We start from the raw sequence: 25,036 nt of genomic DNA on the forward strand, positions 1-25,036 counted from the left end.
AGGATGGAATCCGTGACCGAAGAGCAGCAGCCTGAGCAGCCCGCCTCGTCCGCCCCGCGACGCGTGGTCGTCGCCGAGGACGAGTCGCTGATCCGCCTCGACATCGTCGAGATCCTCCGCGACAACGGGTTCGACGTCGTCGGCGAGGCCGGAGACGGCGAGACCGCGGTGCAGCTGGCGACCGAGCTGCGTCCCGACCTGGTCATCATGGACGTGAAGATGCCGCAGCTGGACGGCATCAGCGCCGCCGAGAAGCTGCACAAGGGCAACATCGCACCGGTGGTGCTGCTGACGGCGTTCAGCCAGAAGGAGCTCGTCGAGCGTGCGAGCGAGGCGGGCGCGCTGGCGTACGTCGTCAAGCCGTTCACGCCCAACGACCTTCTTCCCGCGATCGAGATCGCTCTGGCCCGTCACGAGCAGATCATCACGCTCGAGGCCGAGGTCGCCGACATGGTCGAGCGCTTCGAGACCCGCAAACTCGTCGACCGGGCGAAGGGCCTGCTCAACGAGAAGATGGGACTCAGCGAGCCCGAGGCGTTCCGCTGGATCCAGAAGGCGTCGATGGATCGCCGCCTCACCATGCAGGACGTCGCGAAGGCGATCATCGAGCAGCTGGCCCCCAAGAAGTAACCGCGTGGATCTCGGTTCCGGGATCCGGCTCCGTCCTCTGCGTCCCGGCGATGGCGCCCCGCTCGCCACAGCCTACCGCCGCAATCGTGCGCACCTCGCTCCCTGGGAGCCCGCGCGCACGGAGGACTTCTACACCGCGTCCCGGCAGACGAGAGCCGTCTCGCACACCCTTCGCGAAGTGAGTGTCGGCCGCAGCGCGGCCTACGTGCTCTCCGATGACGAGGAGCGTATCGTCGGGCGGGTGAACCTCAGCGACGTCGTCCGCGGCGCCTTCGACAGCTGTCACCTCGGGTACTGGATCGACGCCACGTTGACCGGGCGGGGGCTCGCGCAGCGTGCCGTCGCGGAAGTCGCTCGGCGGGCCCGCGACGAGTGGGGGCTGCACCGGATCCAGGCGGCGACGCTGCTGCACAACGCGGCCTCGCAGCGGGTGCTGCGCGCGACCGGGTTCAGCGAGATCGGTTGCGCGCCCCGCTATCTGCGGATCGCCGGGGAGTGGCAGGACCACCTGCTGTTCCAGCGGATCCTGGCCGACTCGCCGTCCTGAGCGGGGTCCGTCCCTGGCCGGCTCCCGCCCCGCTGCCCGGACTCAGCCCCGGGGCAGGTCCTTGATCATGTTGGTGATCCGGATGGTCGAGCACCGTCGGCCGCGATCGTCGCTGACGACGATCTCGTGCACCGTGACGCTGCGTCCGAGGTGGATCGGCGTGCAGACCCCGGTGACGTGGCCGCTCGTCGCCGAGCGAGTGTGCGTGGCGTTGATGTCGAGGCCCACGGCGAGGCGGTCGGGCCCGGCGTGCAGATTCGCCGCCATCGATCCGAGCGATTCGCCGAGCACGACGTAGGCGCCGCCGTGCATGAGTCCGACCGGCTGGGTGTTTCCCTCGACCGGCATCGTCGCGACGCATCGATCGATCGAGAACTCGACCCAGCTCAGGCCCATCTTCTCCGCGAGGGCGCCCATGCCCCGGGCGGCGGCCCACTCCAGTCCGTCGCCGGGCAGCACGTCGTCGCTCACGCGGATCCTCCTCGAAGTGATGTCCGTGGTCCTCGTTAGGCTGGAGGTGTGACGGACTCCGCAAAGCCTACCCTCATGGTCGTCGACGGCCACTCGCTCGCATACCGGGCGTTCTTCGCCCTGCCGGTGGAGAACTTCACGACGAAGGACAACCAGCACACGAACGCCATCTACGGCTTCCTGTCCATGCTGGTGAACCTCATCAAGGCCGAGCGTCCCACGCACATGGCGATCGCCTTCGATACCTCCCGCCACTCCTTCCGCACCGACGAGTACCCGGAGTACAAGGCCACGCGGTCCGAGACGCCGTCCGAGTTCCGCGGTCAGATCCCGCTGCTGCAGGACTGCCTCGCGGCGATGTCGATCCCGGTGCTCACGAAGGAAGGGATCGAGGCCGACGACATCCTCGCGACCCTCGCCGCACAGGGCTCCGCGCAGGGCTACGACGTGCTCGTGGTCTCGGGCGATCGCGACACCATCCAACTCGTGAACGACGAGGTGACGCTGCTGTACCCGAACGTCCAGGGGGTCTCGCAGCTCAAGCGATACGACCCGGCCGCGGTGCAGGAGCGCTACGGGGTGCGCCCGGAGCAGTACCCCGACATCGCCGCGCTCGTCGGCGAGACCAGTGACAACCTGCCCGGCGTGCCGAAGGTGGGCGAGAAGACCGCGGTCAAGTGGCTGACCCAGTTCGGCTCCCTGGACGAGCTGCTCGAGCGCTCGGGTGAGATCAAGGGCGTCGTCGGCGGCAATCTGCGCGAGCACATCGAGGACGTGCGCCGCAACCGCAAGCTGAACCGTCTCCTGCAGGACGTCGAGCTGCCGGTCGGTCCCTCCGATCTCGCCGTCGCGACGATCGACGCCCAGGCGGTGCGCGACATCTTCGCCCGACTCGAGTTCCGCACGCTCCTTCCGCGTGTCTTCGAGGCGGTCGGCGAGGACGCGCCGGAGGAGTCCGCAGCGGCGGTCGTCGAGGTGCCGGAGGTCCGCGAGCTGTCGCCGGCGGACCTCGGCGCCTGGCTGTCCATGGCCACGGGCGAGATCGCCGTGGAGGTGGCTTCGACGGGCGGGCTGCCGCAGCGGATCGGCCTCGCCCACGGCGAGGATCTGCTCGAGGCCAACTGGTCGGAGGCGACGCAGGCCGCGCTCGCGGACTGGCTCGCCTCCGACGCACCGAAGATCCTGCACGACGCCAAGCCGCAGGTGAAGGCTCTTGCGACGGAGGGGGCGCGGCTGGGCGGTCTCGCCTATGACACCAACCTCGCCGGGTGGCTGCTGCGTCCCAGCTATCCGGACAAGACCCTGGCCGATCTCGTCGACCGCTACCTGGGGGAGAAGCTCCCCGAGTCCGACCCGACGCAGCTCGTTCCGGAGACCGAAGGCGCCTCGCCGGCGCAGCTCGCCTGGTTCGCGGCGCGGGTCGCGACGGCGTTGCGCGCCGACGTCCCGGAGAGCGTGGACGCGGTGCTGCGCGAGATCGAGCTGCCCACGCTCATCGCCCTCGCCGACATGGAGCTCGCCGGCGTCGCGGTGTCGCACGACATCCTCTCCGGCTTCTCCCACGAGCTGGGCGAGCGCGCCGCGGGCATCGCGGAGGAGGCGTTCGCGGTGATCGGCCGCGAGGTCAACCTCGGCTCACCCAAACAGCTGCAGGAGGTGCTGTTCGATCAGCTCGACCTGCCCAAGACGCGCAAGACGAAGACGGGCTATTCGACGGATGCGGCATCGCTCGCCGACATCCAGGAGAGGAACCCGCACCCCTTCCTCGAACTGCTCTCGCAGCACCGGGAGGCCACGAAGCTGCGTCAGATCATCGAGTCGCTCGACACGGCGATCCGGGCGGACCACCGCATCCACACGACGTACGTGCAGACGGGCAGCCAGACCGGCCGGCTCAGCAGCACGGATCCGAACCTGCAGAACATCCCGGTGCGGACCGAGGAGTCGCGGCGGATCCGCAGCGCGTTCCAGGTCGGCGAGGGGTACGAGACGCTGCTCACCGCCGACTACTCGCAGATCGAGATGCGCATCATGGCGCATCTCTCGGGCGACGAGGGCCTCATCGAAGCCTTCAACTCGGGGGAGGATCTGCATCGATTCGTGGGCGCGCGCGTCTTCGGTGTCGAGCCCGAAGACGTCACGTCTGCGATGCGCACCAAGGTCAAGGCGATGTCCTACGGTCTCGTCTACGGGCTGAGCGCCTTCGGCCTGTCCAAGCAGCTGCGCATCGAGCAGTCCGAGGCGAAACAGCTGATGATGGAGTATTTCGCGCGCTTCGGTGCCGTCCGCGACTACCTGCGCGCCTCGGTGATCGCGGCGAAAGAGGTCGGCTACACCGAGACGATCTTCGGGCGGCGGCGGCCGTTCCCCGACCTGGCGAGCCCGAACCGTGTGCTCCGGGAGAACGCGGAGCGGGCGGCGCTCAACGCGCCGATCCAGGGCAGCGCGGCCGACATCATGAAGATCGCCCTGTTCCGGATCCACGAAGATCTTCGCGACGAACAGCTCGCGTCCCGCGTGCTCCTGCAGATCCACGACGAGCTCGTGGTCGAGGTCGCCCCGGGGGAGTGGGACGCCACGGAGCGCATCGTGCGAGACCGCATGGGCGGTGCCGCGTCGCTGTCGGTGCCGTTGGAGGTGCAGGTGGGGCGCGGCGCGGATTGGAACGAGGCCGCGCACTGATCCTCGGCGGCGGGGGCATCCGTGGATAGGCTCGGAGGATGACCGCAGAGCAGCCGACGCCGCGCACGCCCTCCGCCATCGATCGCATCGCCGAGGACTGGGTGGACACCCTCGCCGACCTGTCGCCGATCCTGGGCACGTACATCGGGCGCAACGAGCAGAATCCCCGTCTCGACGACTTCAGCCCCGCGGGTCACGAGCGGGCCGTCGGGGAGACCCGACGTGTGCTGGCGGAGCTGGATGCCGCGGAGCCGGTCGACGAGATCGATCGCGTGACCAAGACCGATCTGTCGTCCGAACTGCGCCTGAGCCTGGAGCAGCACGACGCCGAGTGGCAGTTGCGCGACCTCAATGTGATCGCCTCTCCCGCGCAGGACGTGCGTCAGGCGTTCGACCTCATGCCGACGGCGACCGTGGACGACTGGGGGGTGGTCGCCGAGCGGCTGGCCGCCGTGCCCGCGGCGCTCGAGGGTTACATCGAGACGCTGCGGGAGGGCATCGCCCGCGGGGTGGTGCCGGCGCGCCGTCAGGTCGTCGAGGTGGCGACGCAGATCACCCGCTATACCGCTGACGACGGCTTCTTCGCGGCGTTCGTGGCCGATGCCGCCCCGGAGGAGGGGTCCCTGCCGGCGAGTCTCGCCCGCGAGCTCGCGGATCGCTCCGCGGCAGCCCGTGTCGCCTACGACGGCTTGCGGACGTTCCTCACGGCGGAGCTCGCTCCGGCCGCAGTCGAGCAGGACGCCGTGGGCCGGGACCTCTACGCCCTCGCGTCGCGGCGCTTCCTCGGTGCGACGATCGATCTCGACGAGACCTACGAGTGGGGGCGCGAGGAGCTCGACCGCATGATCGCCGAGCAGACGGCGATCGCCCACGAGATCCTCCCCGGCGCCACGGTGGAGGAGGCGGTGGCCCACCTCGAAGCGGACCCCGCGCGCAAGCTGGTCGGAACCGAGGCGCTGCAGCGGTGGATGCAGGAGACCAGCGACCGGGCGATCGCCGAGCTCGGAGCGACGCACTTCGACATTCCGGACAAGATCCGGCGCCTCGAATGCATGATCGCCCCGACGCAGGAGGGCGGGATCTACTACACGGGTCCGACAGACGACTTCTCCCGGCCCGGACGCATGTGGTGGTCGGTTCCGGAGGGCGTCACGGAGTTCGACACCTGGCGCGAGCTGACCACCGTGTACCACGAGGGGGTTCCCGGCCATCACCTGCAGATCGCGCAGGCTACGTACAACCGGGCAGAGCTCAACACCTGGCGGCGCGTGCTGGCGGGCACCTCGGGCCACGCCGAGGGATGGGCGCTCTACGCGGAGCGGCTCATGGAGCAGCTGGGCTATCTCGACGATCCCGCGGATCGACTGGGCATGCTCGACGGGCAGCGCATGCGCGCCCTGCGGGTCGTCCTCGACATCGGCGTGCACCTCGGCAAGCCGCGCCTCGACGGCGAGGGGGTCTGGGACCACGACTACGCGCTCGAGATGATGCGTCGCAACGTCAACATGTCCGACGAGTTCCGCCGGTTCGAGGTGAACCGCTACCTCGGCTGGCCCGGTCAGGCGCCGTCGTACAAGGTCGGGCAGCGCATCTGGGAGGAGGTCCGGGACGGCGTCAAGGCTCGTGAGGGCGAGGCGTTCGACATCAAGGCTTTCCACAAGCGCGCCCTCGACATCGGCGGTGTCGGCCTCGACACGCTGCGCAGCGTCTTCCGCACGCCCTGAGCGCACGCAGACGGCGGGAATGCCGACAGGTCTGCCCTGGTTCATTCATGTGAATAGAAAGGGGCTCGGATGGACATCGAGTTCGGATTGGACACGTTCGGCGACATCACGATCGGCGCCGACGGGAAGCCGCTGAGCGGGGCGCAGACGATCCGCAACATCGTCGAGCAGGCGGCACTGGCAGACCGTGTGGGCATCGATTTCTTCGGGGTGGGGGAGCACCACCGCCGTGACTTCGCCGTCTCGAGCCCCGAGATGGTCCTCGCAGCCATCTCCGCGCGCACCGAGCGCCTTCGGCTCGGCACCGCGGTCACCGTGCTGAGCTCCGACGACCCCGTGCGCGTGTACGAACGGTTCGCCACGCTCGATGCGCTCTCCGGCGGCCGGGCCGAGGTCGTGCTCGGGCGCGGCTCGTTCACCGAGTCCTTCCCCCTGTTCGGGTACGACCTGCGCGACTACGACCGGCTCTTCGAGGAGAAGCTCGACCTGTTCGTCGAGCTCCTCAAGGAGGAGCCCGTCACCTGGCAAGGGTCCGTGCGAGCACCCCTCGACCGCGCCGATGTCTTCCCGAAGACCGAGCACGGGATGCGCGCCTGGGTCGGGGTGGGCGGTTCGCCCGAGTCCGTCGTCCGGGTCGCGCGGCATGGCCTCGGACTGATGCTCGCGATCATCGGCGGTCCAGCGGCGCGCTTCCGCCCGTTCGTCGACCTCTACCACCGATCCGTCGACTCCTTCGGCAATCCTGCGCTCCCGATCGCGGTGCACTCACCCGGACATATCGCGGACACGGACGACGAGGCGTGGAGCATCGCGTACCCCGCGTTCGAGCACATGCGCAACACGATCGGCGCGGAGCGCGGGTGGGGCACCGGGTACAGCCGCGCGCAGTTCCAGAACGAGGTCGGGCCCGAAGGAGCCGTGTACGCGGGATCGCCCGAGCGCGTCGCGGCCAAGATCGCTGACACCGTTCGCACGCTCGGCATCGGACGCTTCGATCTCAAGTACGCGACCGGATCCCTTCCGCACGAGGCGCTCCTGCACAGCATCGAGCTGTACGGGACCGAGGTCGTTCCGCGCGTGCGCGCTCTGCTCGCGGAAGGCTGACGCGAGAAGCGCGGTGCTGCGCGGTCGTAGGCTGGGGGGATGACCGTCGTCCGTTTCGTCGCCATCGGAGATTCCTTCAGCGAGGGTGTCGGTGACGAGCTGCCCGACGGCCACGTCCGAGGGTGGGCGGACATTGCCGCGCAGGGGTGGGCGGACGCGATCGGCGCTCCGATCTCGTACGCGAACCTCGCGATCCGCGGAAAGCTGGCGTGGCCGGTCGTCGAGGAGCAGCTCGAACCGGCTCTCGCGTTGAAGCCCACTCATCTGTCCTTCAACGCGGGCGGCAACGACATGCTTCGACCGCGCGCCGACATCGAGCACATCGCCGACGCGTTCACGCGCGTCTTGCGCCGCTGCGACGAGGCCGGAGTGACCCTGATCGTCCTGTCGGGCGCGAATCCCTCCGCACAGCTGCCGCTCGCCTCCCTGATCCAGCGTCGTGGTGATGAGCTCTCCGCCGCCGTACTCCGGCGCATCGCCGATCGCTCCGATGTCGTCCAGGCGCTGAACTGGCCCGATCGCGAGCTCAGCCGTCCCGCCTACTGGGCCGAGGACCGCTTGCACATGAACGCCTTCGGCCACCACCGGGTCGCGGCGCGGGTGCTCGACGCGCTGGGGGCCGGGGCGCCCGCCGAATGGTGGAGTGCCGCGACGCTTCCGACGACCGAACGACTGGGAACGGGGGCGTACTACCGACGCCACGTCGGCCCGTGGATCCGACGCCGGGTGACCGGCCGTTCCTCGGGTGACGGGCGACGTCCGAAATTCGCGACGTGGACCGAGATCGTCCCGTCCGCCCCCGCCGTGGCCTGATCGACCGATCTCCACCGCCCCGTCAGCGTGACGGTGCGGGCAGGATGCGATAGGTCAACTCGGCGAACGGCCCTGTCTGACGAGCGCCCGTGAGTGCGAGGCGGGTGTGATCGAGATCGCGCGGCAGCAGGGGTTTGCCTGCGTGCAGCGTCGCCGGAGCGATCGTCACGACGAGCTCGTCGAGGAGTCCGGCGTCGAGGAACTGGCCCGCGAGATCGCCACCGCCGACGATCCAGACGTCTCTCTCATCCGCGGCGGCGACGATGTCGTCCCAGTGCGTGGCGACCTCGCCGCGCACGAAACGGATGTCGGCGCGGGGGACCGCGGGCAGGGTCCGAGTCGTGAACACGAACGTCGGGCGAGAGCCGTAGAAATCCCGCCAACGTTCCGGGTGCGCGACGAGGTCTTCGTGCCCCAGGACCCAGGAGTAGGTCGAGGAGCCTTCGACCAGCACGCCGATCCGGTCCACGAACGTGGCGATCTCGGCGGCGGACTCCTCCTGCGGGATCGACAGCAGCCACGAGAGCCCGTCGTCCTCGTCGGCCAGGAAGCCGTTCAGCGTCGCCGCGGTGAAGAAGATCGCTCGTGTCATGTCGCTGACGCTAGCGAACGGCGCCGACATACGATCCAGCGGGCGCGTGCCGCTGCTCTGCCCTCCGTAGACTGACGAGGGATGAGGGATATCGAGATGCGTGCGCTGCCGGCGGGGTCGGTGGAGTTGCACGACGCCCGTTCCCGGCGGCGGTGGAGCGTCGCACTCCAACCGTTCTCGATCGGCGTCTACCCGGTCACGGAGGAGCAGACCGCGGAACTGCTGGGCATCGCGGCGATGCACCCGGACCGTCCGGCGGTCGACGTGTCCTGGTTGCGGGCGATCCGGTTCTGCAACGCCGCCTCCGAATGGGAGGGCCTCGATCCCGTCTATCGCTTCGACGGGCCGGACGTGCACTGGGACGTCTCCGCAGACGGCTACCGGCTCCCGACAGAAGCCGAGTGGGAGTACGCATGCCGCTACGGGTCGACGACGCCACACTACGGACCCTTGCCGGACATCGCCTGGACGGCCGCGGACGGGGTGCGTCACCCGCAGCCCGTCGGACTGCGCCTGCCGAACCTCAACGGACTCTTTGACACGCTCGGCAACGTCTGGGAGTGGTGCTGGGACCTGCTGGATCCTGCCCGTTACGGGGAGTATCGCGTGTTCCGCGGCGGCGGCTTCGCCGACGATGCGTGGAGTGTGCGCGCCTCGGTACGCCGTGGGGGGAGACCCCCGCACCTCTCAGGACGATCTCGGCTTCCGAGTCGCGCGCGGCGCGTTCGAGAGTCGAGACGCGGCCCAGGGCTGGTCGCGCATCGCGGATGAGGAGCGTGCGGAGCAGGCTGGCGCTCGACCTCTGGGCTGGACGCCGCGACGCTGACGGTACGCGGCGCTCGGTCTGCGCTCAGGTGCACGGAGACGCGTGCCGCGTCGTCCGGACTAGCGATCGAGCCGCATGCCCAGAACGACGCGCACGGGGATGTCTCCGTCATGGTCTTCGGCGATCCGGCGCATTCCGAGCTTTTCCGCGACGCGCAGGGAGGCACGATTGTCCGGATGGACGATCGCCACGAGCTCGTCGGCCTCCAGGAGATCGCGAGCAAGGTCACGGCAGGCTGCGGCAGCCTTCGTGGCCAGCCCGAGCCCCTGCCACGCCGGAAGGACGTGGTATCCGACCTCGAGTCGGGGCACGCCGGAGACGGTCTGCCAGGTCAGTCCGCAGTCCCCGACGAACTCGCCGGCATGGGTCTCGACGATCCAGAGCCCGAAGCCGTGCGCGGCGTAGTTGTGCTCGTTCCGGAGGATCCATTTGACCGCGTCGGCGCGCGACTTCGGCGCCGGGTAGAACGCCATGACGATGGGGTCACCCAGCAGCTCGGTCATTGCTTCCGTGTCGTCCGAGGACATCGTGCTGAACCGAAGGCGCGCGGTGTCCAAGGGGAGCAGCCGAGCAATCTTAGTCGCGGGCCGGCACGCCCCGCGGAGTCCTGAGCGCGGTGCCATGAAGGCCGGATCTGCGTCGCGGTGGGCCACCGGGGCATCCGCTCATCTGCCGTTCGCACTCCGACCTGCTCTGTGAGGTGCTTCAGATGCGCGCTGACCGCACCGTTGAGAGCCAATCGTCGGTGATCCGCAGGAACGCCTCTGGCTGCTCGATCCATGGGTAGTGGCCGCAGTCTTCGATCATCGCGAGGTCTGCGCCCAAGGCCGTCGCATAGTCCACGACCGGCCGGATCCCGGGGAGATAGTCGCGGTCGCCGCCGATGACGAGCGCCTGCGGGGAGTTGGTGGCGCGGATGCGATCCGTGGCGTCAGCGGGGATGTCGTTGAACCACGCCAGCGCCGAAGCCCGGCTGACTGCGCCCGAGTTCGCGTGCGCCTGCTCGCTCTCGGTCCAGTGCGCGTATGTCGCTGGAGCTTGACGTAGGAATGCCGTGCGGAATGCATCCTCGGTGCTGGGATCGTCTTGCTCGAGTGAGCGGAGCGCCTCTGCGACGGCGGGGGAGCTCCTATCGAGGACGACGGAATCTCCGTCGTGACGAGTTTCGGTCAACCACGCCGCGGGCGGCGTGACCAGGGCCAGTGATCGAACGCGATGCGGATATCGAGTTGCAACGGCGAGAGCGAGCCGAGTCCCCGCGGAGTGGGCGAGAAGATCGACTCTGTCTAGGTCGAGGGCATCTGCCAGAGCGATCACATCGTCAGCGTCCGACCACCATCCACGGGAGAGTCCGCCGCTTTGAGGTGTTCCCCGCGGATGCAGCACGATGAGCCGGTGGGTTCGACCAAGGCCCGCAAGGTCGCTCACGTACTCCGGGCCTCGGCATGGACCGCCAGGAAGAACGATGACGGGCTCAGTGTCGGAGCCGTGAGTCTCGGTCGCCGCAATGGGGAGACTCAGAACGTCAGCGCGCATGGTTCCCACCTTGCCATGCAGTCCGGGTCTGAAACCCCGACGGGTCGGACCCGGCAAGACGGCCCGGTCACGCAACAGGGCAGATTTCCTCCGTCGTCGCGTCTCGACCCGCTCCCAGGTGGCTTCGTCTTTTGCGCGGGTTTCATTCTGGGCGTCAGTGACGCCGGAGCGTGCCATCGCGTCAGTGATCCACTCGACGAGCCAACGTCGGGTATTCGATCACGACCCCGTCCTGATCGACGAGCAATTCCGCTTCGAAGTCACGATGGAGGCTGCGGTAGCGGACACGCCCCGGTCGAGGAGACGATGCGTACAGCTGATCGCTGCGCAGCACCCGCAAGGACGGCACCTCTACCCAGGCCATGATCAACGGCGTCGGAGGGACTTCACGCTCGAGCAGACCCAGACGTCGAATCGGCATGGTATTCGTGACGGGACAGAGCCCTAGATCGCAATCAAGCGCCGTCGAGAGCGATTCCGGGTCCGCGAGTCCGGGGTCCGGGAGGCCGACGGATCCCATGCTGTTGGTCTGCGACGACCAGACACCATCAGGACTGCGACGCAGCACCAACGACCGTGACCACTCGAACGCTTCGGCGGTGACGCGCAACTCTCGCGTCACCCAGCCCTCTCCTGCATCCAGACGCCATGAGAGTGCGTAATCCGGGGCGATCGCCGTGCCGAAGGCGTACATCCCCTCGCTGGTCAGCTGCAGATGCGCCTCATCGGTCCGGTCCCCGTCGGGGAGGCTGGTCCACTTCTGCCGACAGAGAGTCACCCGTCCATCATCTCGCGCCTGCTTCTCGGCGGCTCCCGACGAGTGCTGTCCGAGTCCCCAGGGGGAGGGGGAGGGGTCTCGAAGGTGGTCTCGTCGTCGGCGATTCCAGCCGCGAAGCTCAGCTCGATCCGCACCCGATCGCCGGGACCCCCCGGGCGGATGGACTTATGAACAGCAGGAACCGCCGTCGCTGTCACCGGTGGAGCAGACTCCCGTCGCCGGCAGCACCAACGCGACCTGCGACGCCGCGGCGAAGTCGCCGTCGATCCAGGCGGTAACGGAGCGGACCTGCTCGTAGCCAGTGGCGAGGAGGAATGTAGGTGCGCGGCCGTAGGACTTCATCCCGACGATGAAGAATCCCGGCTCCGGGTGGGTGAGTTCGCGGAACCCGTGGGGTTCGACGGTGCCGCAGGAGTGGATGTTCGGGTCGATCAGCGGCGCCAGTCGGCGGGGGGCTTCGACGATGTCGTCCAGCGCGAGTCGAACTTCCCGCAGCATATCCAGGTCGGGGCGGAACCCTGTCGCGTTCACCACCAGATCCGCGTCCAGCAGCGCCGGCTCTCCGCGGCGGGTGCCGATCAGGCGGATCCCGCCGTCCTGAGTTTCGACGCGGGAGATCTCGAACGAGTCGACCCCTGTGACGATGCCGGAGGCGACGAGGCGTTCGGTGCGGGTCCCGAGCTTCGCGCGGTCCGGCAGTTCGTCGTCGGGGGAGGAGGACACGCGGATCGCGGAAGGGTTGCGTATCGCCCAGGTCACCCGGGTGGTCGGCTCCTGCTGGGCGAGCTTCCCGAGCGCGATGAGCGTGTTCGCCGCTGAATGCCCCGCCCCGACCACGACCGTGTGCCGGCCGGCGAACCGTGCCCGGTCGGCGCCGAGAACATCGGGGAGAGCGTGCATCACCCGGTCTGCAACCTGGTCGAAGCCGAGCGGGGTGAGCCCGGAGGAAGCAAGCGGGTTGGGAGACGTGTAGGTGCCGGACGCGTCGATCACCGCCCGCGCCGTGGTCTCTGCGACCTGCCCGTTGGGGTGCTGGATGCGCAGCAGGAACGGGGCCTGCGCGCGCCCCGCGGTGCGGGTGCGGTCCATGCCCTCCCGCGACACGGCGACCACACGGGCGCCGAACTGGATCCGTGACCCGATCTCCGGAAGTTCCACGAGCGGGGCCAGGTAGTCGTCGACGAGCTCCCGCCCGGTCGGGGGGCGCCCCTCCGCCGAAGGCATCACCCAATCCGCCGCCTCCAGCAACCGCCGAGACGCGGGATCGACGAGATGCTTCCAAGGCGAGAACAGGCGGGTGTGGCCCCAGAGCTGAACGGAGTCCGCGATCCGATCTCCGGCCTCGAGGACTGTGAAGTCGATGCCCCGCTCGACCAGGTTCGCCGCCGCCGCGAGCCCGATCGGGCCCGCGCCGATGATCACGACCGGAAGCGTCGCCAGGTGGTCCGGTCCCGCTGTCCGGGGAGCGAAATCCAGCGTCGTCATCATCAGAACCTCCGTATATCGACAAACATCGATGCAAGTATGAGCTGATCTATCGACACCTGTCAATATCGACTAATATCGATGTATGGTCACGATGCTCGAAGTCACTGACGTCACTACCTCGACCGCGTGCTGCGCGCCGCTCGTGAAGCAGCCGCTCGGCCAGGAAGACGCCGAGCGGCTTGCCGTGCGCCTGAAGGCACTCGCGGATCCTGCCCGACTGCGGTTGCTGTCGATCGTGGCCTCGAGTGAGGATCAGGAAGCGTGCGTGTGCGACCTCATAGACCCGATCGGGCTGTCCCAGCCGACCGTTTCCCATCACCTCAAGGTCCTCACCACGGCGGGGTTCCTGGCGCGGTCGCAGCGGGGGACGTGGGCGTATTACAGGCTCATGCCGGAGTCGCTGAGCGCTGTGACTCGCATGCTGGAGACCAACTGAGGCGCGTGTGCCTGCAGGCCAATCGGGCGTGCTGCATGTCGAGGGGATTCGATGCCGTCAGTCGGCGGCGTTGCCAGTCACCTTAGCGAAGGGTAATGGGGCCCAGATCAAGGGAGTATTCAAGCAACCGAAGCCGCGGTTGTCAGGGGAGCGTGCATCTGCAGACCTTGCAGATGCACTCGTTACGACTGGATGTCCGGCTTATCGACTTGAGGACTTCGTGCTCTGTCGCCTGCCGCTCTGAGCGCTGGACTCCCGGGTGCTCGAAGCCACACAACACTCCCTGCTCGGTCGCGTCCTCAGCAGCCATCGGTGACGCTTTCCGCGAAGGCTCGCAGCACAATCTCTCGCGCCTCCTCAGGCACGAGCGGCTCGTCCGCGAGCTCGGCTACAGGGACCCATACGGGCCAATATCGGTTGTCTTCGCTCTCCGCGAGAGCCTCCGGCCCTCCCAGAGTCGGCTCTCCGGGCAAAGCCGCCATTAGCAGGTAGTGCGCCCGCCGGTCGTCGTGGTCAACAGTGGCGACGTCGCCGATCACGGCCGCGACGAGCCCGGTCTCCTCAGCAAATTCGCGCAACGCCGCCCGCTCGGGCAATTAGCCCGGCTCTATGCCGCCACCTGGAAGCACGGTGTACCGCCGGCCGCTTTTGAATCGCCTCAGCAGCAGCACGCGGGAGCCGTCGAAGCACACACAGGCAGCGCGTTCCTTGGGATTCATGGCATCCTTCCGTCGCGCGGTCGGCGGGGCCGTTCGCTTCACGATCCCAGCTGGCTAGCCGCTGAGGAAATTCGACGAGGGCGTTCATCACGATCAGTGCTGCGCCGCCCTTTCGGCAGGGGGCACCAGCTGCCGTCCTCATCGGTAGGTGCGCAGATAGACCCGCATGCTTCATCGTATTCGGGGTGCCCCTGTGCTCCCGCAGGGCCGTCGTAATCAGGTTCGTCGCGAGTCGAATGCTCGGACGAGGGTTCAGGTGACGACAGCCCGGCGGACGGCTTGAGCGGTACAGATGCGACCGCACCCGGGGGCCTCAGGCACGGATACAGGGGGTCCCGCGTACCGGCGTATTCGCAGCGGAGGAGAAGATGTCGTCTACGTTCTGACATAATGTGCATTATCGGCTGTTCGACAACGATTCGTCGAGCACCCGCAGAAACCCTGACGTGCTCAGTTCAGGGATGCGAGGCGCGGCTGTGCCGCGCGCTGACGCTCGGCCTCGTAGAGCATCAGCGTGGCGGCGTTCGAGGCGTTCAGGGAACTCGCCGAACCGCTCATCGGAACGCGGATCGTGACGTCTGCCGCCTCGCGCCAGCTCCGCGCAAGTCCCGTCGTCTCGTTGCCCAGAAGGATCAACGTCGGCTGCGTGAAGTCGTGATCCCAGATATCGATGTCGCCCGTCTCGTCGGTCGCGACGAGCGTCAGTGGCGTGCCGTGCGCGCGCACGTCGCGCACCCAGTCGAACACCGTGCCCGGCGACCCGGCCCGGATGACGGGCGTGGCGAACAACGAACCGGTGGATGCGCGCACCGACTTGGGGTCGTAAGGATCGGCGGCGTGCCCGGAGACAATCAGGCCGTCGCCCCCAAGCGCATCCATCGAGCGCAGGATCGCTCCGATGTTTCCCGGCTGCGTGGGGCGATCGAACACCATGCCGAAGAAATCCGCGCTCACGGGAAGCCTGCCCAGGTCATCATCCGGCATCTCCACGATCGCGAGGACCTCGACCGCCCCTTCGTCCTTCTCCGAGAGCTCCGCGAGAAGGGCAGGACTCATCGCGATCGTTTCGCGGGCGTCGGCCACAACCTCCCGCGCCCAGGGGGTGAGCGCGCGCTGGGCGTCGTAGACGGCGGTGAGGATGGGCCACCCGAACGCGCGCGCCTGAGAGATCGGACGCACGCCCTGCACCACGAAGCGGCGCTCGCGCGTGCGGTGCGTGCGGTTGCGCAGCAGCGCCTCGATCAGCTGGAACCGGGAGTTGCGCGTGGAGATCTTGAGGTCGGCCATCACCTCCAGCCTCTCATGCCCCCACGTACGCCGCGAGGTACTCCCCTGTGACCGTGGACCTGCTCTCCACCAGGTCGGAGGGTGTCCCCTCGAAGATCACTCTGCCGCCGTCGTGTCCGGCACCAGGGCCCACGTCGATGATCCAGTCGGCGTGCGCCATGACGGCCTGGTGGTGTTCGATGACGATCACCGATTTGCCGGCGTCGACGAGTCGGTCCAACAGTCCGAGAAGATTCTGCACGTCGGCCAGGTGGAGTCCGGTCGTCGGCTCGTCGAGCACGTACACCTCGACGCCCTCCGCCATCTGCGTGGCGAGCTTGATCCGCTGACGCTCCCCGCCGGAGAGCGTCGACAGCGGTTGCCCGAGCGACAGGTAGCCGAGTCCGACGTCCTCCAGCCGGGCGAGGATCGTCACCGCGGCGGGGAGCTTCGCCTCTCCCGCACGGAAGAACTCCTTCGCCTGCGTGACGGACATGTCCAGGACCTCGGTGATATCGCGCCCGCCGAGCGTGTACTCCAGCACCGCGGGCTGGAAACGCCTTCCACCGCAGTCCTCGCAAGGGCTCTCGACGGTGTCCATGAATCCCAGCTCCGTGACGATGACCCCGGATCCCTTGCAGGTCGGGCACGCCCCCTCGGAGTTGGCACTGAACAGTGCGGGCTTGACTCCGTTGGCCTTGGCGAACGCCTTCCTGATCGGCTCGAGCAGCCCCGTGTAGGTCGCAGGGTTGCTGCGACGGGACCCCCTGATCGCGGTCTGGTCGATCGACACGACCTCCTCGCGCGGCGAGACCGAACCGTGGATGAGCGAGCTCTTGCCCGATCCAGCCACGCCCGTGACGACCGTGAGCACGCCGAGCGGCACATCCACCGAGACGTCCTGAAGATTGTTCGTCGACGCACCCCGCACCTCGATGACGCCCGTGCGCGAGCGGACGGACGGCTTGAGGGATGACCGGTCGTCCAGGTGACGCCCGGTCAGGGTCCCGCTCGCGCGGAGGCCGCTCACCGTGCCCTCGAAACAGATCTCTCCCCCCGCCGCGCCCGCGCCGGGACCGAGATCCACCACGTGATCGGCGATCCCGATCGTCTCCGGCTTGTGCTCGACCACGAGCACGGTGTTGCCCTTGTCCCGCAGCCGCTCGAGCAGCCCGTTCATGCGGGTGATGTCGTGCGGATGGAGGCCGATCGTCGGCTCATCGAAGACGTACGTCACATCGGTGAGCGAGGACCCGAGATGCCGCAGCATCTTGATGCGCTGCGCCTCTCCCCCGCTCAGCGTCCCCGACGGCCGATCCAGGCTGAGGTAGCCCAGGCCCAGCGTGACGAAGGCGTCGAGATTGGCCTGCAGCGCCTCGAGCAGCGGGGCGGCCTCGGGCAGCGTGAGGCCGCGCACCCAGGCGGCGAGGTCGGTGACCTGCATGCGGCAGGCGTCCGCGATGCTGACCCCGGCGATCCTCGACGAACGAGCGCCCTCCGTGAGCCTGGTCCCGTCGCACTCGGGGCAGACCGCGAAGGTCGCCACCCGTTCGACGAAGGCGCGGATGTGCGGCTGCAGCGCATCGATGTCCTTCGAGAGCATCGACTTCGTGATCTTGGGGATCAGGCCCTCATAGGTCATGTTGATGCCGGAGATCTTGACCTTGGTGACCTCGCCGTAGAGGAAGAGGTTCCTCTGCTTCTCGGTGAACTCGGCGATCGGCTTGTCGGCGGGATAGAAGCCCGATTGCGCGAAGCCCTTCACCATCCACCCGTCCGGTGTGTACCCGGGGACCCGGATCGCACCGTCGTTCAAGGACTTCGACTCGTCGACGATCTGCGCGAGGTCGAGATCCGAGACGGCTCCCCTGCCCTCGCAACGCGGGCACATGCCACCGAGATAGATCGCGTCCTTCACGATCTTCTTCTCGCCGCCCGGCCCGGTCATCACTCCGCTCGCCTTCTGCGTCGGGACGTTGAACGAGAACGCGGTCGGGCCGCCGATAAAGGGCTCCCCGAGCCTGGAGAAGAGGATCCGCAGCATCGCGTTGGCGTCGGTCACGGTGCCGACCGTCGAACGCGGATTGGCGCCGAGCCGCTCCTGATCGACGATGATCGCGGTCGTCAGCCCTTCCAGCACGTCCACGTCCGGCCGTGGGACCGACGGCATGAACCCCTGAATGAAGGCGCTGTACGTCTCGTCGATCATGCGGCGCGACTCCGCCGCGATCGTGTCGAAGACGAGAGAGCTCTTGCCGGATCCCGACACGCCGGTGAAGACCGTCAGCCGCCGCTTGGGCAGGTCGATCGATACGTCCTTGAGGTTGTTCTCCCTGGCGCCGCGCACGCGGATGGCATCGTGGGTGTCGGCGACATGCGGGTCGGTCATCAGTGGCTTCTCTCGGTGGCGCGCGGTACGGGGCGGACACAGACTAGCGGTGCCCGCCGACGTCGCAGAAAGGGCGCGAACGGGGTCCCGAGGGTGCTCAGGCGACCTGCTGCAGACGGATCATGTTCCCCGCCGGGTCCCGGAAGGCGCAGTCGCGGATGCCGTACGGCTGATCGATCGGCTCCTGCACGACGTCGGCACCGCGGGACTCGAGCTCCGCGAAGGCGACGTCGACGTCCGGGGTCGCGAGGACGATGCCCCCGTAGCTGCCCTTGGCCATGAGCTCCAGGATCGTTCGGCGCTCGTCGTCGGAAATGCCGGGGTCGACCGCCGGCGGGGTCAGCACGACGGCCGTGTCGGGCTGGTTCGCCGGGCCGACCGTGAGCCAGCGCATCTGCTGGTAGCCGACGTCCTTGCGCAGCTCCCAGCCGAGCACGTCGCGGTAGAACCGCAGTGACTCCTCGGCGTCGGTGTGCGGGAGGAAACTGGCGTTGATCGTGATGTCCATGCCGCTCACGCTACGCGCGGCCGACGGAGCCCGCTTCTCGATTCCTGATCGGCCTCGTGGCCTGCTTCTCGATCCAGGACGGGATCCCGGGACCGAGGCCGGGATCCGCACGATAGCGGCTCGGCGAGACGCCGACGAGCTCGGAGAAGCGCGTGCTGAAGGTGCCGAGCGACTGGAATCCGACGGCGAAGCATGCCTCTGTCACCGTCACGTCGCCGCGCCGGAGCAACGCCATCGCCCGCTCGATGCGACGCGTCATGAGGTAGGAGTAGGGCGGTTCGCCGTACACCAGGCGGAACTGCCGGCTGAGATGCCCTGCCGACATGTGCACCCCGGCCGCGAGGGCCTCGACATCGAGGGGCTGCGCGTACTCGCGATCGATCCGGTCGCGGACCCTCCTCAGGGCGACGAGATCGCGCAGCCGATCGGCATCGGCGGAGGACGAGCTCATCCCCCGATCCTCCCATGCGCGGCTCCGAGGATTCCGACCGGCCGCGGCCCGTCTTGTCTCTCGCCGCCTGGGTCACCGGTACGCTGTCGGCGTATCCCCCTTCTCAGGGATTTCTCAGAAAGGATAACCGTCATGTCCGAAGCACTTGCCGACGCGAAGGGACTCGTGAAGTCGCTGCGCGTCTTCCTCGCAGTCTCCGGCGTCATCGCTCTCCTCGCCGGTCTCGTCCTGCTCATCTGGCCGGCGAAGACGGCTGTCGTCGTCACCGGTATCGTCGCCGTCTACCTCATCATCGCGGGACTCGTCTACCTCGCCCTGGGGATCTTCTCCGGCCGCGGAGGCGGCTGGGGGCGCGTCGGGCACATCCTGCTGGGCCTGCTCTACATCGTCGCTGCGATCATCGCGTTCTCGAACCTGCCCGCGGCCACGGTCGCTCTGGCCATCGTCACGGTCGTGTTCATCGGCATCAGCTGGATCGTCGACGGCGTGGTGTCGCTGACCCTCATGGGTCAGGACGGCAGCAAGATCTGGACCCTCCTCTACGCGCTGCTCAGCATCGTCGCGGGAATCGTCGTCCTGTTCTCCCCGCTCTACGCGGCGGCGCTGCTGTGGTGGATCCTGGGCATCTCGCTCGTCGTCCTCGGAATCGTGCAGATCGTGCGCGCGATCACGACGCGCTCGGGCGCGACGGCCACCGTCTGATCCACGCCGAACGCCGAAGCGGCCCGGATGCATCCGCACCGGGCCGCTTCGGCGTTCTCGCGCGGGTCACTCCCCCGCGAATGCGCTCACGTCGCCGATCAACCGCGTGTGGTCGGCAGGGATCGGCTCGACGGCGGCCTTCGCGACCTCCGCCGCGAACTCGGACACGTTGTAGAGGCGACCGGCCGACTCGCGCCGCTGCGAGATCGCTCCGGGGTTGGCGCGCTCGAGGAGGGTCGCGGTGATCGTGCCCTCGATCATGTCCCCGGAGACGACCACGAACCCGATCCCCTGGTCCTCGATCGTGGGCACGAGGGCGCGCAGCGCATCCTCCCCGGCACGCTTGGACAGCGCGACCGGCTCGTACTCCGGCATGGTCGGCGTGGTGCGGATGAAGTGGGCCTGGTGGCTCGTGACGAAGACGATCCGGCCGCCCTCGCGCAACGCGGGAAGCGCCGTCTCGAGCACGTTCACCTGAGCGTCGCGGTTGAGACGCAGCGCATAGTCCTCTCCCATGTTGGACTCCATGCCGCCCGACGCGTTGAGGACCAGGATGTCGAGTCCGCCGAACTCCGCGGTCACCGCATCGATCATCGCGGCGACCGAGGAGGGATCCGTCAGATCCGCGCCGACGACGAGCGCGCGGCGGCCGAGCTCGCGCACCTCGGCCGCGAGCTTCTCGGCACGAGGCGCCTTGTTCCGGAAATTGATGACGACGTCCGCCCCGGCCTCGGCGAAGTAGCGGATCGTGTCGGCGCCGATCCCCCGGGAGGAACCGGTCACCAGTGCGACCTTTCCGGTCAGCGATGCGGCGGGAAGAGGCTGAGACACGTTCGGCTCCTCGGTGGGGTGCGCACGAGGCGCGGGAAAGGGACGGGGATCACCCTATCAATCCGCGTGATTCCGCGGCGCAGACCGCGCGTGCGGCCGCGGGCCGCCGGTGGCCGCGTGATAGGTTGACGGCAAGAAGGGGGACGCATGGACGCGATGCTGCAGATGTTCCAGGACTGGGCATGGATCGGCTGGCTCGTCCTCATGGTGCTCTTCTTCGTGATCGAGATCTTCACCCTCGACATGACATTCCTGATGCTCGGGCTCGGCTGCGCGGTGGGTCTGCTCTCCGTGCTCACCGGCTGGCCGATCTGGGCGCAGGCGATCGTGGCGGCGCTCTCCGCGGCGCTGCTCATCTTCCTCCTGCGGCCGCCGTTGCTGCGACGTCTGCATCGCGGGGAGGACGACACGCGCTCGAACGTGGCTGCCCTGATCGGGTTGCACGGCGTCGTGCTGCTGGAGGTCTCCACCCTCAGCGGCCAGGTCAAGTTGAGCAACGGAGACACCTGGACCGCGCGGATCGCCGCCGATGCGCCGGTCCTCGCCCCGTTGAACCCCGGTGCGCCCGTCACGGTCGTGCGTATCGAGGGAGCCACCGCATACGTCCGTTCCGCCCACGACTAGGAAGAGACAGGAGCAGCCCTTCATGGACAGCGCATCCTTCATCCCGGCCGCCATCGGCTGGATCCTGGCGATCGCCATCATCATCTTCGTGCTGGTGACGATCGCCCGATCCGTCAGGATCATCCCGCAGGCGACCGCCGGGATCGTCGAACGCCTCGGGCGGTATCACAAGACCCTCTCCCCCGGCCTGAACCTGCTGGTGCCGTTCATCGACCGCCTGCGTCCTCTCATCGACATGCGCGAACAGGTCGTCTCGTTCCCGCCGCAGCCGGTGATCACCGAGGACAACCTCGTCGTCTCGATCGACACGGTGGTGTACTTCCAGGTCACCGACGCGCGTGCCGCGACGTACGAGATCGCGAACTACCTCGGCGCAGTCGAGCAGCTCACCACCACCACGCTCCGCAACGTCGTCGGCGGTCTGAACCTCGAAGAGGCGCTCACCAGCCGCGACAACATCAACGGACAGTTGCGGATCGTGCTCGACGAGGCCACCGGCAAGTGGGGCATCCGCGTCTCCCGGGTCGAGCTCAAGGCCATAGATCCGCCCGTGTCGATCCAGGACTCGATGGAGAAGCAGATGCGCGCCGAGCGCGACCGTCGTGCCGCCATCCTCACTGCGGAGGGCACCAAGCAGTCCCAGATCCTCGAGGCCGAGGGTCAGCGCCAGGCCGACATCCTCCGCGCGGAGGGAGAGAAGCAGGCGGCGGTGCTCCGTGCCGAGGGCGAGGCGGAGGCGATCCAGAACGTCTTCAACGCCATCCACCAGGGGCAGCCCGACGACAAGCTGCTCGCCTATCAGTACCTGCAGATGCTGCCGAAGATCAGCGAGAGCGCCTCCAGCAAGCTGTGGATCATCCCGAGCGAGTTCACCGAGGCGCTGAAGAACTTCGGCGGTGCCTTCACGCCCGGAGCCGGTGGCGCCCCGCGCATCCCCTCGACTCCCCCGACGGGGACCGTGCCGGGCACGCGTGCCGAGCCCGCCGCCGCGACGCCTCCGCCGTCCGGGATCCCCGAGGCGTGACCCACCCGTACTTCGAGGGGGCTCCGTTCCCGCGCGTCCTCGCCCACCGCGGTCTCCTGACCGGGTCGGGCGAGGACGCCGTCGTGTTCGACAACTCCGCCGCCGCCCTCGCGGCCGCCGATGCCGCAGGGGTCGTGTACTTGGAGACCGACGTGCGGGCGACCGCGGACGGCGACCCCGTGCTCTTCCACGACGAGACGCTGGAGCGTCTGCTCGGGGATCCTCGGCCGGTTGCACAGGTCGCCACCGCGGAACTCCAGGAGTTGTTCGCCGCGCACGGCGGTCTGCTGACGCTCACGGAAGCGCTCGATCTCTTTCCCCGACTCCGCTTCAACGTCGACGTCAAGGCGTCGAGCGCGGCCGCCGCGATCGGCGTCGCGGTCGCGCCCCACGGGCACCGGGTGCTGCTGACGAGTTTCAGGGACGCGAACCGGAGGACCGCCCTGGACGCCGCCGCAGGCGCGGGAGCCCCCGTACTTCCCGCGTCGTCCGGCGGGCAGAGGGCGATCGCACTCCTCCGCCTCGCCTCGGCGCTGCGTCTGGGTGCCTGGGCACGGCGAATCCTGAGCGGCCTCGACGCGGTGCAGATCCCCGAGCGCTTCGGCTTCGTCCGTGTGTTCACGCCCGCCCTCGTGCGTGCCGCGCACGCCTCGGGGGTCGAGGTGCACGTCTGGACGATCGACGATCCTGCGCAGATGCGACGCCTCGTCGCACAGGGTGCCGACGGGATCGTCACCGACCGGGCCGACCTCGCCCTCGCAACCCTGCCGTCACGCTGATCCGCCGTCTCGGACGTCCCTCGGCACCTCGAACCGCGACCCTACGGCGATAGGCCTGGGGATCGACTGTGAAAGCCTTCACGGTTGCCTCCCCTCGCACCTTCTGCACAGCCCGGAGCGGTATACCTGAGGGCGACGAGAGGACCACACAATGGCAGATCGCAGCCTTCGAGGAATCCGACTCGGCGCCCAGAGCCTTCAGAGCGAAGAGGGCGTCGTCTTCATGGAACGGCAGCAGACGGCGTACACCTGTGACGTCTGCGGACACGTGACCACGCTGATGTTCGCGGCGGACGCCGAGCCGCCGGCCACGTGGGAGTGCCGCTCCTGCGGCGCCGAGGCGCGCCTGCAGATCGACGGCAAGCCTGTCGAGATCGAGGAGAGCGGCGAAAAGGCCGGACGTACGCACTGGGACATGCTCCTGGAGCGTCGTACCCGTGCCGAGCTCGAGGAGCTCCTGGAGGAGCGCCTCGCCTTCATCCGCGCCCGCCGCGGCGCCGGTGAGGACCCGACCAGGGAGCGCATCGGCGCCTAGCCCCTCCGGCGGACCCGTGCGACGAGCCCCGCGCTCGCGACGACCAGCAGACCGCCCCACAGGAGGATCTGCTCGACCCACGGGCCCAGCAGGACACCCGCCGTCGCCCCGGTACGTCGCTCGACCTGTTCGAGCAGCGCACCGGGGCGATTCTCGTCGAGCGACGCCTGGGTGGAACCGTCGGGGCGGATCACCTGGCTCGTGCCGACCGTGGAGATGTTGACGACCGCGCGCCCGGTCTCCACGGCGCGCATGCGAGCGATCGCCAACTGCTGGCGGTTCTCGGCGGTGCCGCGGAAGTCGGCGTTGTTCGTCTGGAAGACGAGCACTTCCGCGCCCCCGTCGATCCCCTCCGCGATGACCTCGTCGTAGATGACGTCGAAGCAGATCGCCAGGCCGATCGGGGTGGCGCCGGAGCGGACGACCGGTGCATCCGTTCCCGGCGTGTACTCCCGCCCGATGAGCCCGATCAGATCAGGCGCCAGCGCATTGAAGAACGCCCGGTCGGGCACGTACTCGCCGAACGGGACGGGGTGACGTTTCGAGTGGGTCTGCACGTCTTCGCGGCCCAGCACGCCGTGCGACTGGTCCGGCCAGAGGAACGAGGTGTTGTAGAACAGGTCGCCCTTCGCGGTCGCCGCGTTGGCAAGGATCGGAGCCCGCACGCCGGAGGCGACGGCATCCAGACCGTCGGCCAGTTCCGGGTACTGGAAGGGATCCCCGTCGAGGCCGCCCTCGGGCCAGACGAGAAGGTCCATCCGCTTGCCGAACAGGGGCTCCGAGGCTTTCGTCTGGGCATCGAGCACCGCGAACGGCTCCCGATGGTCGAAGTAGCCGGTCGGACCGTTCCCCTGCACTGCGCCGATGCGCATCGTGCCGTGCGCCGTGGTCGGGAAGGAGGGGACGAAGGCCAGCACCAGCACGAGCACGGCCGCGGGCACGAGGGCGATCGGGCGAGGGCGGGCACGCACGCGGAGAAGCTCCACGATCAGCGCGACGAGGAGCACCATGAGAAAGCCGAGCCCGCTGACCCCGATCCAACTCGTGACCCTGGCCGCCGGAGTCTCCGACATCACGAGAGCCACCCGCGCCCACGGGAACCCCCCGTAGGGCCAGGTGCCGACGAACAGCTCACGACCGATCCAGAGTGCCGCGACCACGACCGCCGTGATCGCACCTCGGGCCGCCCCGGCACGGACGAGCATGGGGATCCACCGGTACGCGAGGGTGACCGGCACGAGCGCCACCGCGGTCAGCGCCGCCTCCAGGAGACCGAGAGCGAGCCACGGCACGGGCCCGAGATACCGTGCGGTCCACGATACGAGCACGAGGAACAGCACTGCGCCGAACACGAACCCGACGAGCAGCGCGGCCCAGGCGCGGCGGCCGATGAGCGCGACGAGCACGAGCCCGATCGCGGGGAACGCCGCGATCCACACCGACGGCGCGGGGAAGGCGAGGGTCAGCAGGCCGCCCGCGGCGGCCGCGGCGAGCAGAGCACCCCACAGCGGCAGGACGGGCGGCGGTCCGGGCAGAGACTTTCGGCGGCGGCCGCGCCGCGCGGTCGTACGAGGGCTCATG

24 protein-coding genes and 2 pseudogenes are annotated in these 25,036 nt (G+C 68.5%); 13 read left to right on the plus strand and 13 right to left on the minus strand.

The window, feature by feature from the left end; translation table 11 throughout:
- Positions 1 to 3 precede the first annotated feature (3 nt).
- The gene (locus Q0P88_RS02380; RefSeq protein WP_295010683.1) at positions 4 to 630 is read left to right on the plus strand and encodes an ANTAR domain-containing response regulator; all 627 of its coding nucleotides are present in this window, start codon (positions 4 to 6) and stop codon (positions 628 to 630) included.
- Between the two features lie 4 nt (positions 631 to 634).
- Positions 635 to 1,177: a GNAT family N-acetyltransferase gene (locus Q0P88_RS02385; RefSeq protein ID WP_295010685.1), complete on the plus strand. Its 543-nt coding sequence runs from the start codon at positions 635 to 637 to the stop codon at positions 1,175 to 1,177.
- Positions 1,178 to 1,219: 42 nt separating this feature from the next.
- Here Q0P88_RS02385 and Q0P88_RS02390 read toward each other — a convergent pair whose 3' ends face one another.
- A complete protein-coding gene (locus Q0P88_RS02390; protein WP_295010785.1) occupies positions 1,220 to 1,594 on the minus strand; it encodes a hotdog fold thioesterase in 375 nt (124 codons plus the stop codon).
- 102 nt (positions 1,595 to 1,696) lie between these two features.
- Between Q0P88_RS02390 and polA the strand changes: the two genes are divergently transcribed.
- From polA to Q0P88_RS02410, 4 genes are all read left to right on the plus strand, one after another.
- Positions 1,697 to 4,330 (plus strand): DNA polymerase I, encoded by a 2,634-nt coding sequence (polA, locus tag Q0P88_RS02395; RefSeq protein WP_295010687.1) that lies wholly within the window; start codon positions 1,697 to 1,699, stop codon positions 4,328 to 4,330.
- Positions 4,331 to 4,368: 38 nt separating this feature from the next.
- Positions 4,369 to 6,054 (plus strand): DUF885 domain-containing protein, encoded by a 1,686-nt coding sequence (locus tag Q0P88_RS02400; protein ID WP_295010689.1) that lies wholly within the window; start codon positions 4,369 to 4,371, stop codon positions 6,052 to 6,054.
- A 69-nt stretch (positions 6,055 to 6,123) separates the two neighbouring features.
- Positions 6,124 to 7,158 carry an LLM class flavin-dependent oxidoreductase gene (locus Q0P88_RS02405; protein WP_295010691.1) on the plus strand — a complete coding sequence of 345 codons (1,035 nt, stop codon included), beginning with the start codon at positions 6,124 to 6,126 and terminating at the stop codon, positions 7,156 to 7,158.
- A 39-nt stretch (positions 7,159 to 7,197) separates the two neighbouring features.
- Positions 7,198 to 7,971: an SGNH/GDSL hydrolase family protein gene (locus Q0P88_RS02410; protein WP_295010693.1), complete on the plus strand. Its 774-nt coding sequence runs from the start codon at positions 7,198 to 7,200 to the stop codon at positions 7,969 to 7,971.
- A 22-nt stretch (positions 7,972 to 7,993) separates the two neighbouring features.
- On the opposite strand, the gene Q0P88_RS02415 is transcribed toward Q0P88_RS02410, so the two are convergent.
- The gene (locus Q0P88_RS02415; RefSeq protein WP_295010695.1) at positions 7,994 to 8,563 is read right to left on the minus strand and encodes a dihydrofolate reductase family protein; all 570 of its coding nucleotides are present in this window, start codon (positions 8,561 to 8,563) and stop codon (positions 7,994 to 7,996) included.
- 81 nt (positions 8,564 to 8,644) lie between these two features.
- On the opposite strand from Q0P88_RS02415, the pseudogene Q0P88_RS02420 reads away from it, so the two are divergent.
- Positions 8,645 to 9,389 (plus strand): annotated as a pseudogene (locus tag Q0P88_RS02420) (SUMF1/EgtB/PvdO family nonheme iron enzyme).
- Positions 9,390 to 9,448: 59 nt separating this feature from the next.
- On the opposite strand, the gene Q0P88_RS02425 reads toward Q0P88_RS02420, so the two are convergent.
- From Q0P88_RS02425 to Q0P88_RS02440, 4 genes are all read right to left on the minus strand, one after another.
- Positions 9,449 to 10,012: a GNAT family N-acetyltransferase gene (locus Q0P88_RS02425; RefSeq protein ID WP_363316494.1), complete on the minus strand. Its 564-nt coding sequence runs from the start codon at positions 10,010 to 10,012 to the stop codon at positions 9,449 to 9,451.
- A gap of 82 nt (positions 10,013 to 10,094) precedes the next feature.
- Positions 10,095 to 11,102, minus strand: coding sequence for an alpha/beta hydrolase (locus Q0P88_RS02430; protein ID WP_363316493.1), 1,008 nt, complete (start codon positions 11,100 to 11,102; stop codon positions 10,095 to 10,097).
- Between the two features lie 4 nt (positions 11,103 to 11,106).
- On the minus strand, positions 11,107 to 11,703 hold the full coding sequence (locus Q0P88_RS02435; protein WP_295010699.1) for a putative glycolipid-binding domain-containing protein: 597 nt from the start codon (positions 11,701 to 11,703) through the stop codon (positions 11,107 to 11,109).
- 165 nt (positions 11,704 to 11,868) lie between these two features.
- A complete protein-coding gene (locus Q0P88_RS02440; RefSeq protein WP_295010701.1) occupies positions 11,869 to 13,191 on the minus strand; it encodes an FAD-dependent oxidoreductase in 1,323 nt (440 codons plus the stop codon).
- Between the two features lie 82 nt (positions 13,192 to 13,273).
- On the opposite strand from Q0P88_RS02440, the gene Q0P88_RS02445 reads away from it, so the two are divergent.
- The gene (locus Q0P88_RS02445) at positions 13,274 to 13,627 is read left to right on the plus strand and encodes a metalloregulator ArsR/SmtB family transcription factor (protein ID WP_295010702.1); all 354 of its coding nucleotides are present in this window, start codon (positions 13,274 to 13,276) and stop codon (positions 13,625 to 13,627) included.
- 299 nt (positions 13,628 to 13,926) lie between these two features.
- On the opposite strand, the pseudogene Q0P88_RS02450 reads toward Q0P88_RS02445, so the two are convergent.
- From Q0P88_RS02450 to Q0P88_RS02470, 5 genes and pseudogenes are all read right to left on the minus strand, one after another.
- Positions 13,927 to 14,346: pseudogene (locus tag Q0P88_RS02450) on the minus strand (NUDIX domain-containing protein).
- 450 nt (positions 14,347 to 14,796) lie between these two features.
- Entirely contained in the window at positions 14,797 to 15,633 is an 837-nt protein-coding gene (locus Q0P88_RS02455; protein ID WP_295010706.1) for a TrmH family RNA methyltransferase, read from the minus strand.
- 13 nt (positions 15,634 to 15,646) lie between these two features.
- A complete protein-coding gene (locus Q0P88_RS02460; protein WP_295010708.1) occupies positions 15,647 to 18,001 on the minus strand; it encodes an excinuclease ABC subunit UvrA in 2,355 nt (784 codons plus the stop codon).
- Between the two features lie 97 nt (positions 18,002 to 18,098).
- Entirely contained in the window at positions 18,099 to 18,509 is a 411-nt protein-coding gene (locus Q0P88_RS02465; RefSeq protein ID WP_295010709.1) for a VOC family protein, read from the minus strand.
- A 10-nt stretch (positions 18,510 to 18,519) separates the two neighbouring features.
- Positions 18,520 to 18,960, minus strand: coding sequence for a helix-turn-helix transcriptional regulator (locus Q0P88_RS02470; RefSeq protein WP_295010711.1), 441 nt, complete (start codon positions 18,958 to 18,960; stop codon positions 18,520 to 18,522).
- A 132-nt stretch (positions 18,961 to 19,092) separates the two neighbouring features.
- On the opposite strand from Q0P88_RS02470, the gene Q0P88_RS02475 reads away from it, so the two are divergent.
- The gene (locus Q0P88_RS02475) at positions 19,093 to 19,662 is read left to right on the plus strand and encodes an HdeD family acid-resistance protein (protein WP_295010713.1); all 570 of its coding nucleotides are present in this window, start codon (positions 19,093 to 19,095) and stop codon (positions 19,660 to 19,662) included.
- 66 nt (positions 19,663 to 19,728) lie between these two features.
- Here Q0P88_RS02475 and Q0P88_RS02480 read toward each other — a convergent pair whose 3' ends face one another.
- Positions 19,729 to 20,493 (minus strand): SDR family oxidoreductase, encoded by a 765-nt coding sequence (locus Q0P88_RS02480; RefSeq protein WP_295010715.1) that lies wholly within the window; start codon positions 20,491 to 20,493, stop codon positions 19,729 to 19,731.
- Between the two features lie 147 nt (positions 20,494 to 20,640).
- Here Q0P88_RS02480 and Q0P88_RS02485 point away from each other — a divergent pair, with 147 nt between their 5' ends.
- From Q0P88_RS02485 to Q0P88_RS02500, 4 genes are all read left to right on the plus strand, one after another.
- On the plus strand, positions 20,641 to 21,117 hold the full coding sequence (locus Q0P88_RS02485; RefSeq protein WP_295010717.1) for an NfeD family protein: 477 nt from the start codon (positions 20,641 to 20,643) through the stop codon (positions 21,115 to 21,117).
- Between the two features lie 22 nt (positions 21,118 to 21,139).
- On the plus strand, positions 21,140 to 22,141 hold the full coding sequence (locus Q0P88_RS02490; protein ID WP_295010719.1) for an SPFH domain-containing protein: 1,002 nt from the start codon (positions 21,140 to 21,142) through the stop codon (positions 22,139 to 22,141).
- Positions 22,138 to 22,920: a glycerophosphodiester phosphodiesterase family protein gene (locus Q0P88_RS02495; RefSeq protein ID WP_295010721.1), complete on the plus strand. Its 783-nt coding sequence runs from the start codon at positions 22,138 to 22,140 to the stop codon at positions 22,918 to 22,920. The genes Q0P88_RS02490 and Q0P88_RS02495 overlap by 4 nt, the downstream gene beginning before the upstream one ends.
- 151 nt (positions 22,921 to 23,071) lie before the next feature.
- On the plus strand, positions 23,072 to 23,455 hold the full coding sequence (locus tag Q0P88_RS02500) for an RNA polymerase-binding protein RbpA (RefSeq protein ID WP_295010723.1): 384 nt from the start codon (positions 23,072 to 23,074) through the stop codon (positions 23,453 to 23,455).
- On the opposite strand, the gene lnt is transcribed toward Q0P88_RS02500, so the two are convergent.
- Positions 23,452 to 25,035: an apolipoprotein N-acyltransferase gene (gene lnt / locus Q0P88_RS02505; RefSeq protein WP_295010724.1), complete on the minus strand. Its 1,584-nt coding sequence runs from the start codon at positions 25,033 to 25,035 to the stop codon at positions 23,452 to 23,454. The two genes, Q0P88_RS02500 and lnt, sit on opposite strands and share 4 nt — an antisense overlap.
- Position 25,036: the final 1 nt, after the last annotated feature.

This window comes from uncultured Microbacterium sp., from assembly GCF_945952435.1.
Lineage (GTDB): Bacteria > Actinomycetota > Actinomycetes > Actinomycetales > Microbacteriaceae > Microbacterium.

Bases quoted from the DNA above. Each gene is read 5' to 3' on its own strand.
- Q0P88_RS02380 (WP_295010683.1), top strand. From the start codon at position 4: ATGGAATCCGTGACCGAAGAGCAGCAGCCTGAGCAGCCCGCCTCGTCC.
- Q0P88_RS02390 (WP_295010785.1), bottom strand. From the start codon at position 1,594: ATGGGCGCCCTCGCGGAGAAGATGGGCCTGAGCTGGGTCGAGTTCTCG.
- Q0P88_RS02400 (WP_295010689.1), top strand. From the start codon at position 4,369: ATGACCGCAGAGCAGCCGACGCCGCGCACGCCCTCCGCCATCGATCGC.
- Q0P88_RS02405 (WP_295010691.1), top strand. From the start codon at position 6,124: ATGGACATCGAGTTCGGATTGGACACGTTCGGCGACATCACGATCGGC.
- Q0P88_RS02410 (WP_295010693.1), top strand. From the start codon at position 7,198: ATGACCGTCGTCCGTTTCGTCGCCATCGGAGATTCCTTCAGCGAGGGT.
- Q0P88_RS02415 (WP_295010695.1), bottom strand. From the start codon at position 8,563: ATGACACGAGCGATCTTCTTCACCGCGGCGACGCTGAACGGCTTCCTG.
- Q0P88_RS02425 (WP_363316494.1), bottom strand. From the start codon at position 10,012: ATGGCACCGCGCTCAGGACTCCGCGGGGCGTGCCGGCCCGCGACTAAG.
- Q0P88_RS02430 (WP_363316493.1), bottom strand. From the start codon at position 11,102: ATGGCACGCTCCGGCGTCACTGACGCCCAGAATGAAACCCGCGCAAAA.
- Q0P88_RS02440 (WP_295010701.1), bottom strand. From the start codon at position 13,191: ATGATGACGACGCTGGATTTCGCTCCCCGGACAGCGGGACCGGACCAC.
- Q0P88_RS02445 (WP_295010702.1), top strand. From the start codon at position 13,274: ATGGTCACGATGCTCGAAGTCACTGACGTCACTACCTCGACCGCGTGC.
- Q0P88_RS02455 (WP_295010706.1), bottom strand. From the start codon at position 15,633: ATGGCCGACCTCAAGATCTCCACGCGCAACTCCCGGTTCCAGCTGATC.
- Q0P88_RS02460 (WP_295010708.1), bottom strand. From the start codon at position 18,001: ATGACCGACCCGCATGTCGCCGACACCCACGATGCCATCCGCGTGCGC.
- Q0P88_RS02465 (WP_295010709.1), bottom strand. From the start codon at position 18,509: ATGGACATCACGATCAACGCCAGTTTCCTCCCGCACACCGACGCCGAG.
- Q0P88_RS02470 (WP_295010711.1), bottom strand. From the start codon at position 18,960: ATGAGCTCGTCCTCCGCCGATGCCGATCGGCTGCGCGATCTCGTCGCC.
- Q0P88_RS02475 (WP_295010713.1), top strand. From the start codon at position 19,093: ATGTCCGAAGCACTTGCCGACGCGAAGGGACTCGTGAAGTCGCTGCGC.
- Q0P88_RS02485 (WP_295010717.1), top strand. From the start codon at position 20,641: ATGGACGCGATGCTGCAGATGTTCCAGGACTGGGCATGGATCGGCTGG.
- Q0P88_RS02490 (WP_295010719.1), top strand. From the start codon at position 21,140: ATGGACAGCGCATCCTTCATCCCGGCCGCCATCGGCTGGATCCTGGCG.
- Q0P88_RS02500 (WP_295010723.1), top strand. From the start codon at position 23,072: ATGGCAGATCGCAGCCTTCGAGGAATCCGACTCGGCGCCCAGAGCCTT.
- lnt (WP_295010724.1), bottom strand. From the start codon at position 25,035: ATGAGCCCTCGTACGACCGCGCGGCGCGGCCGCCGCCGAAAGTCTCTG.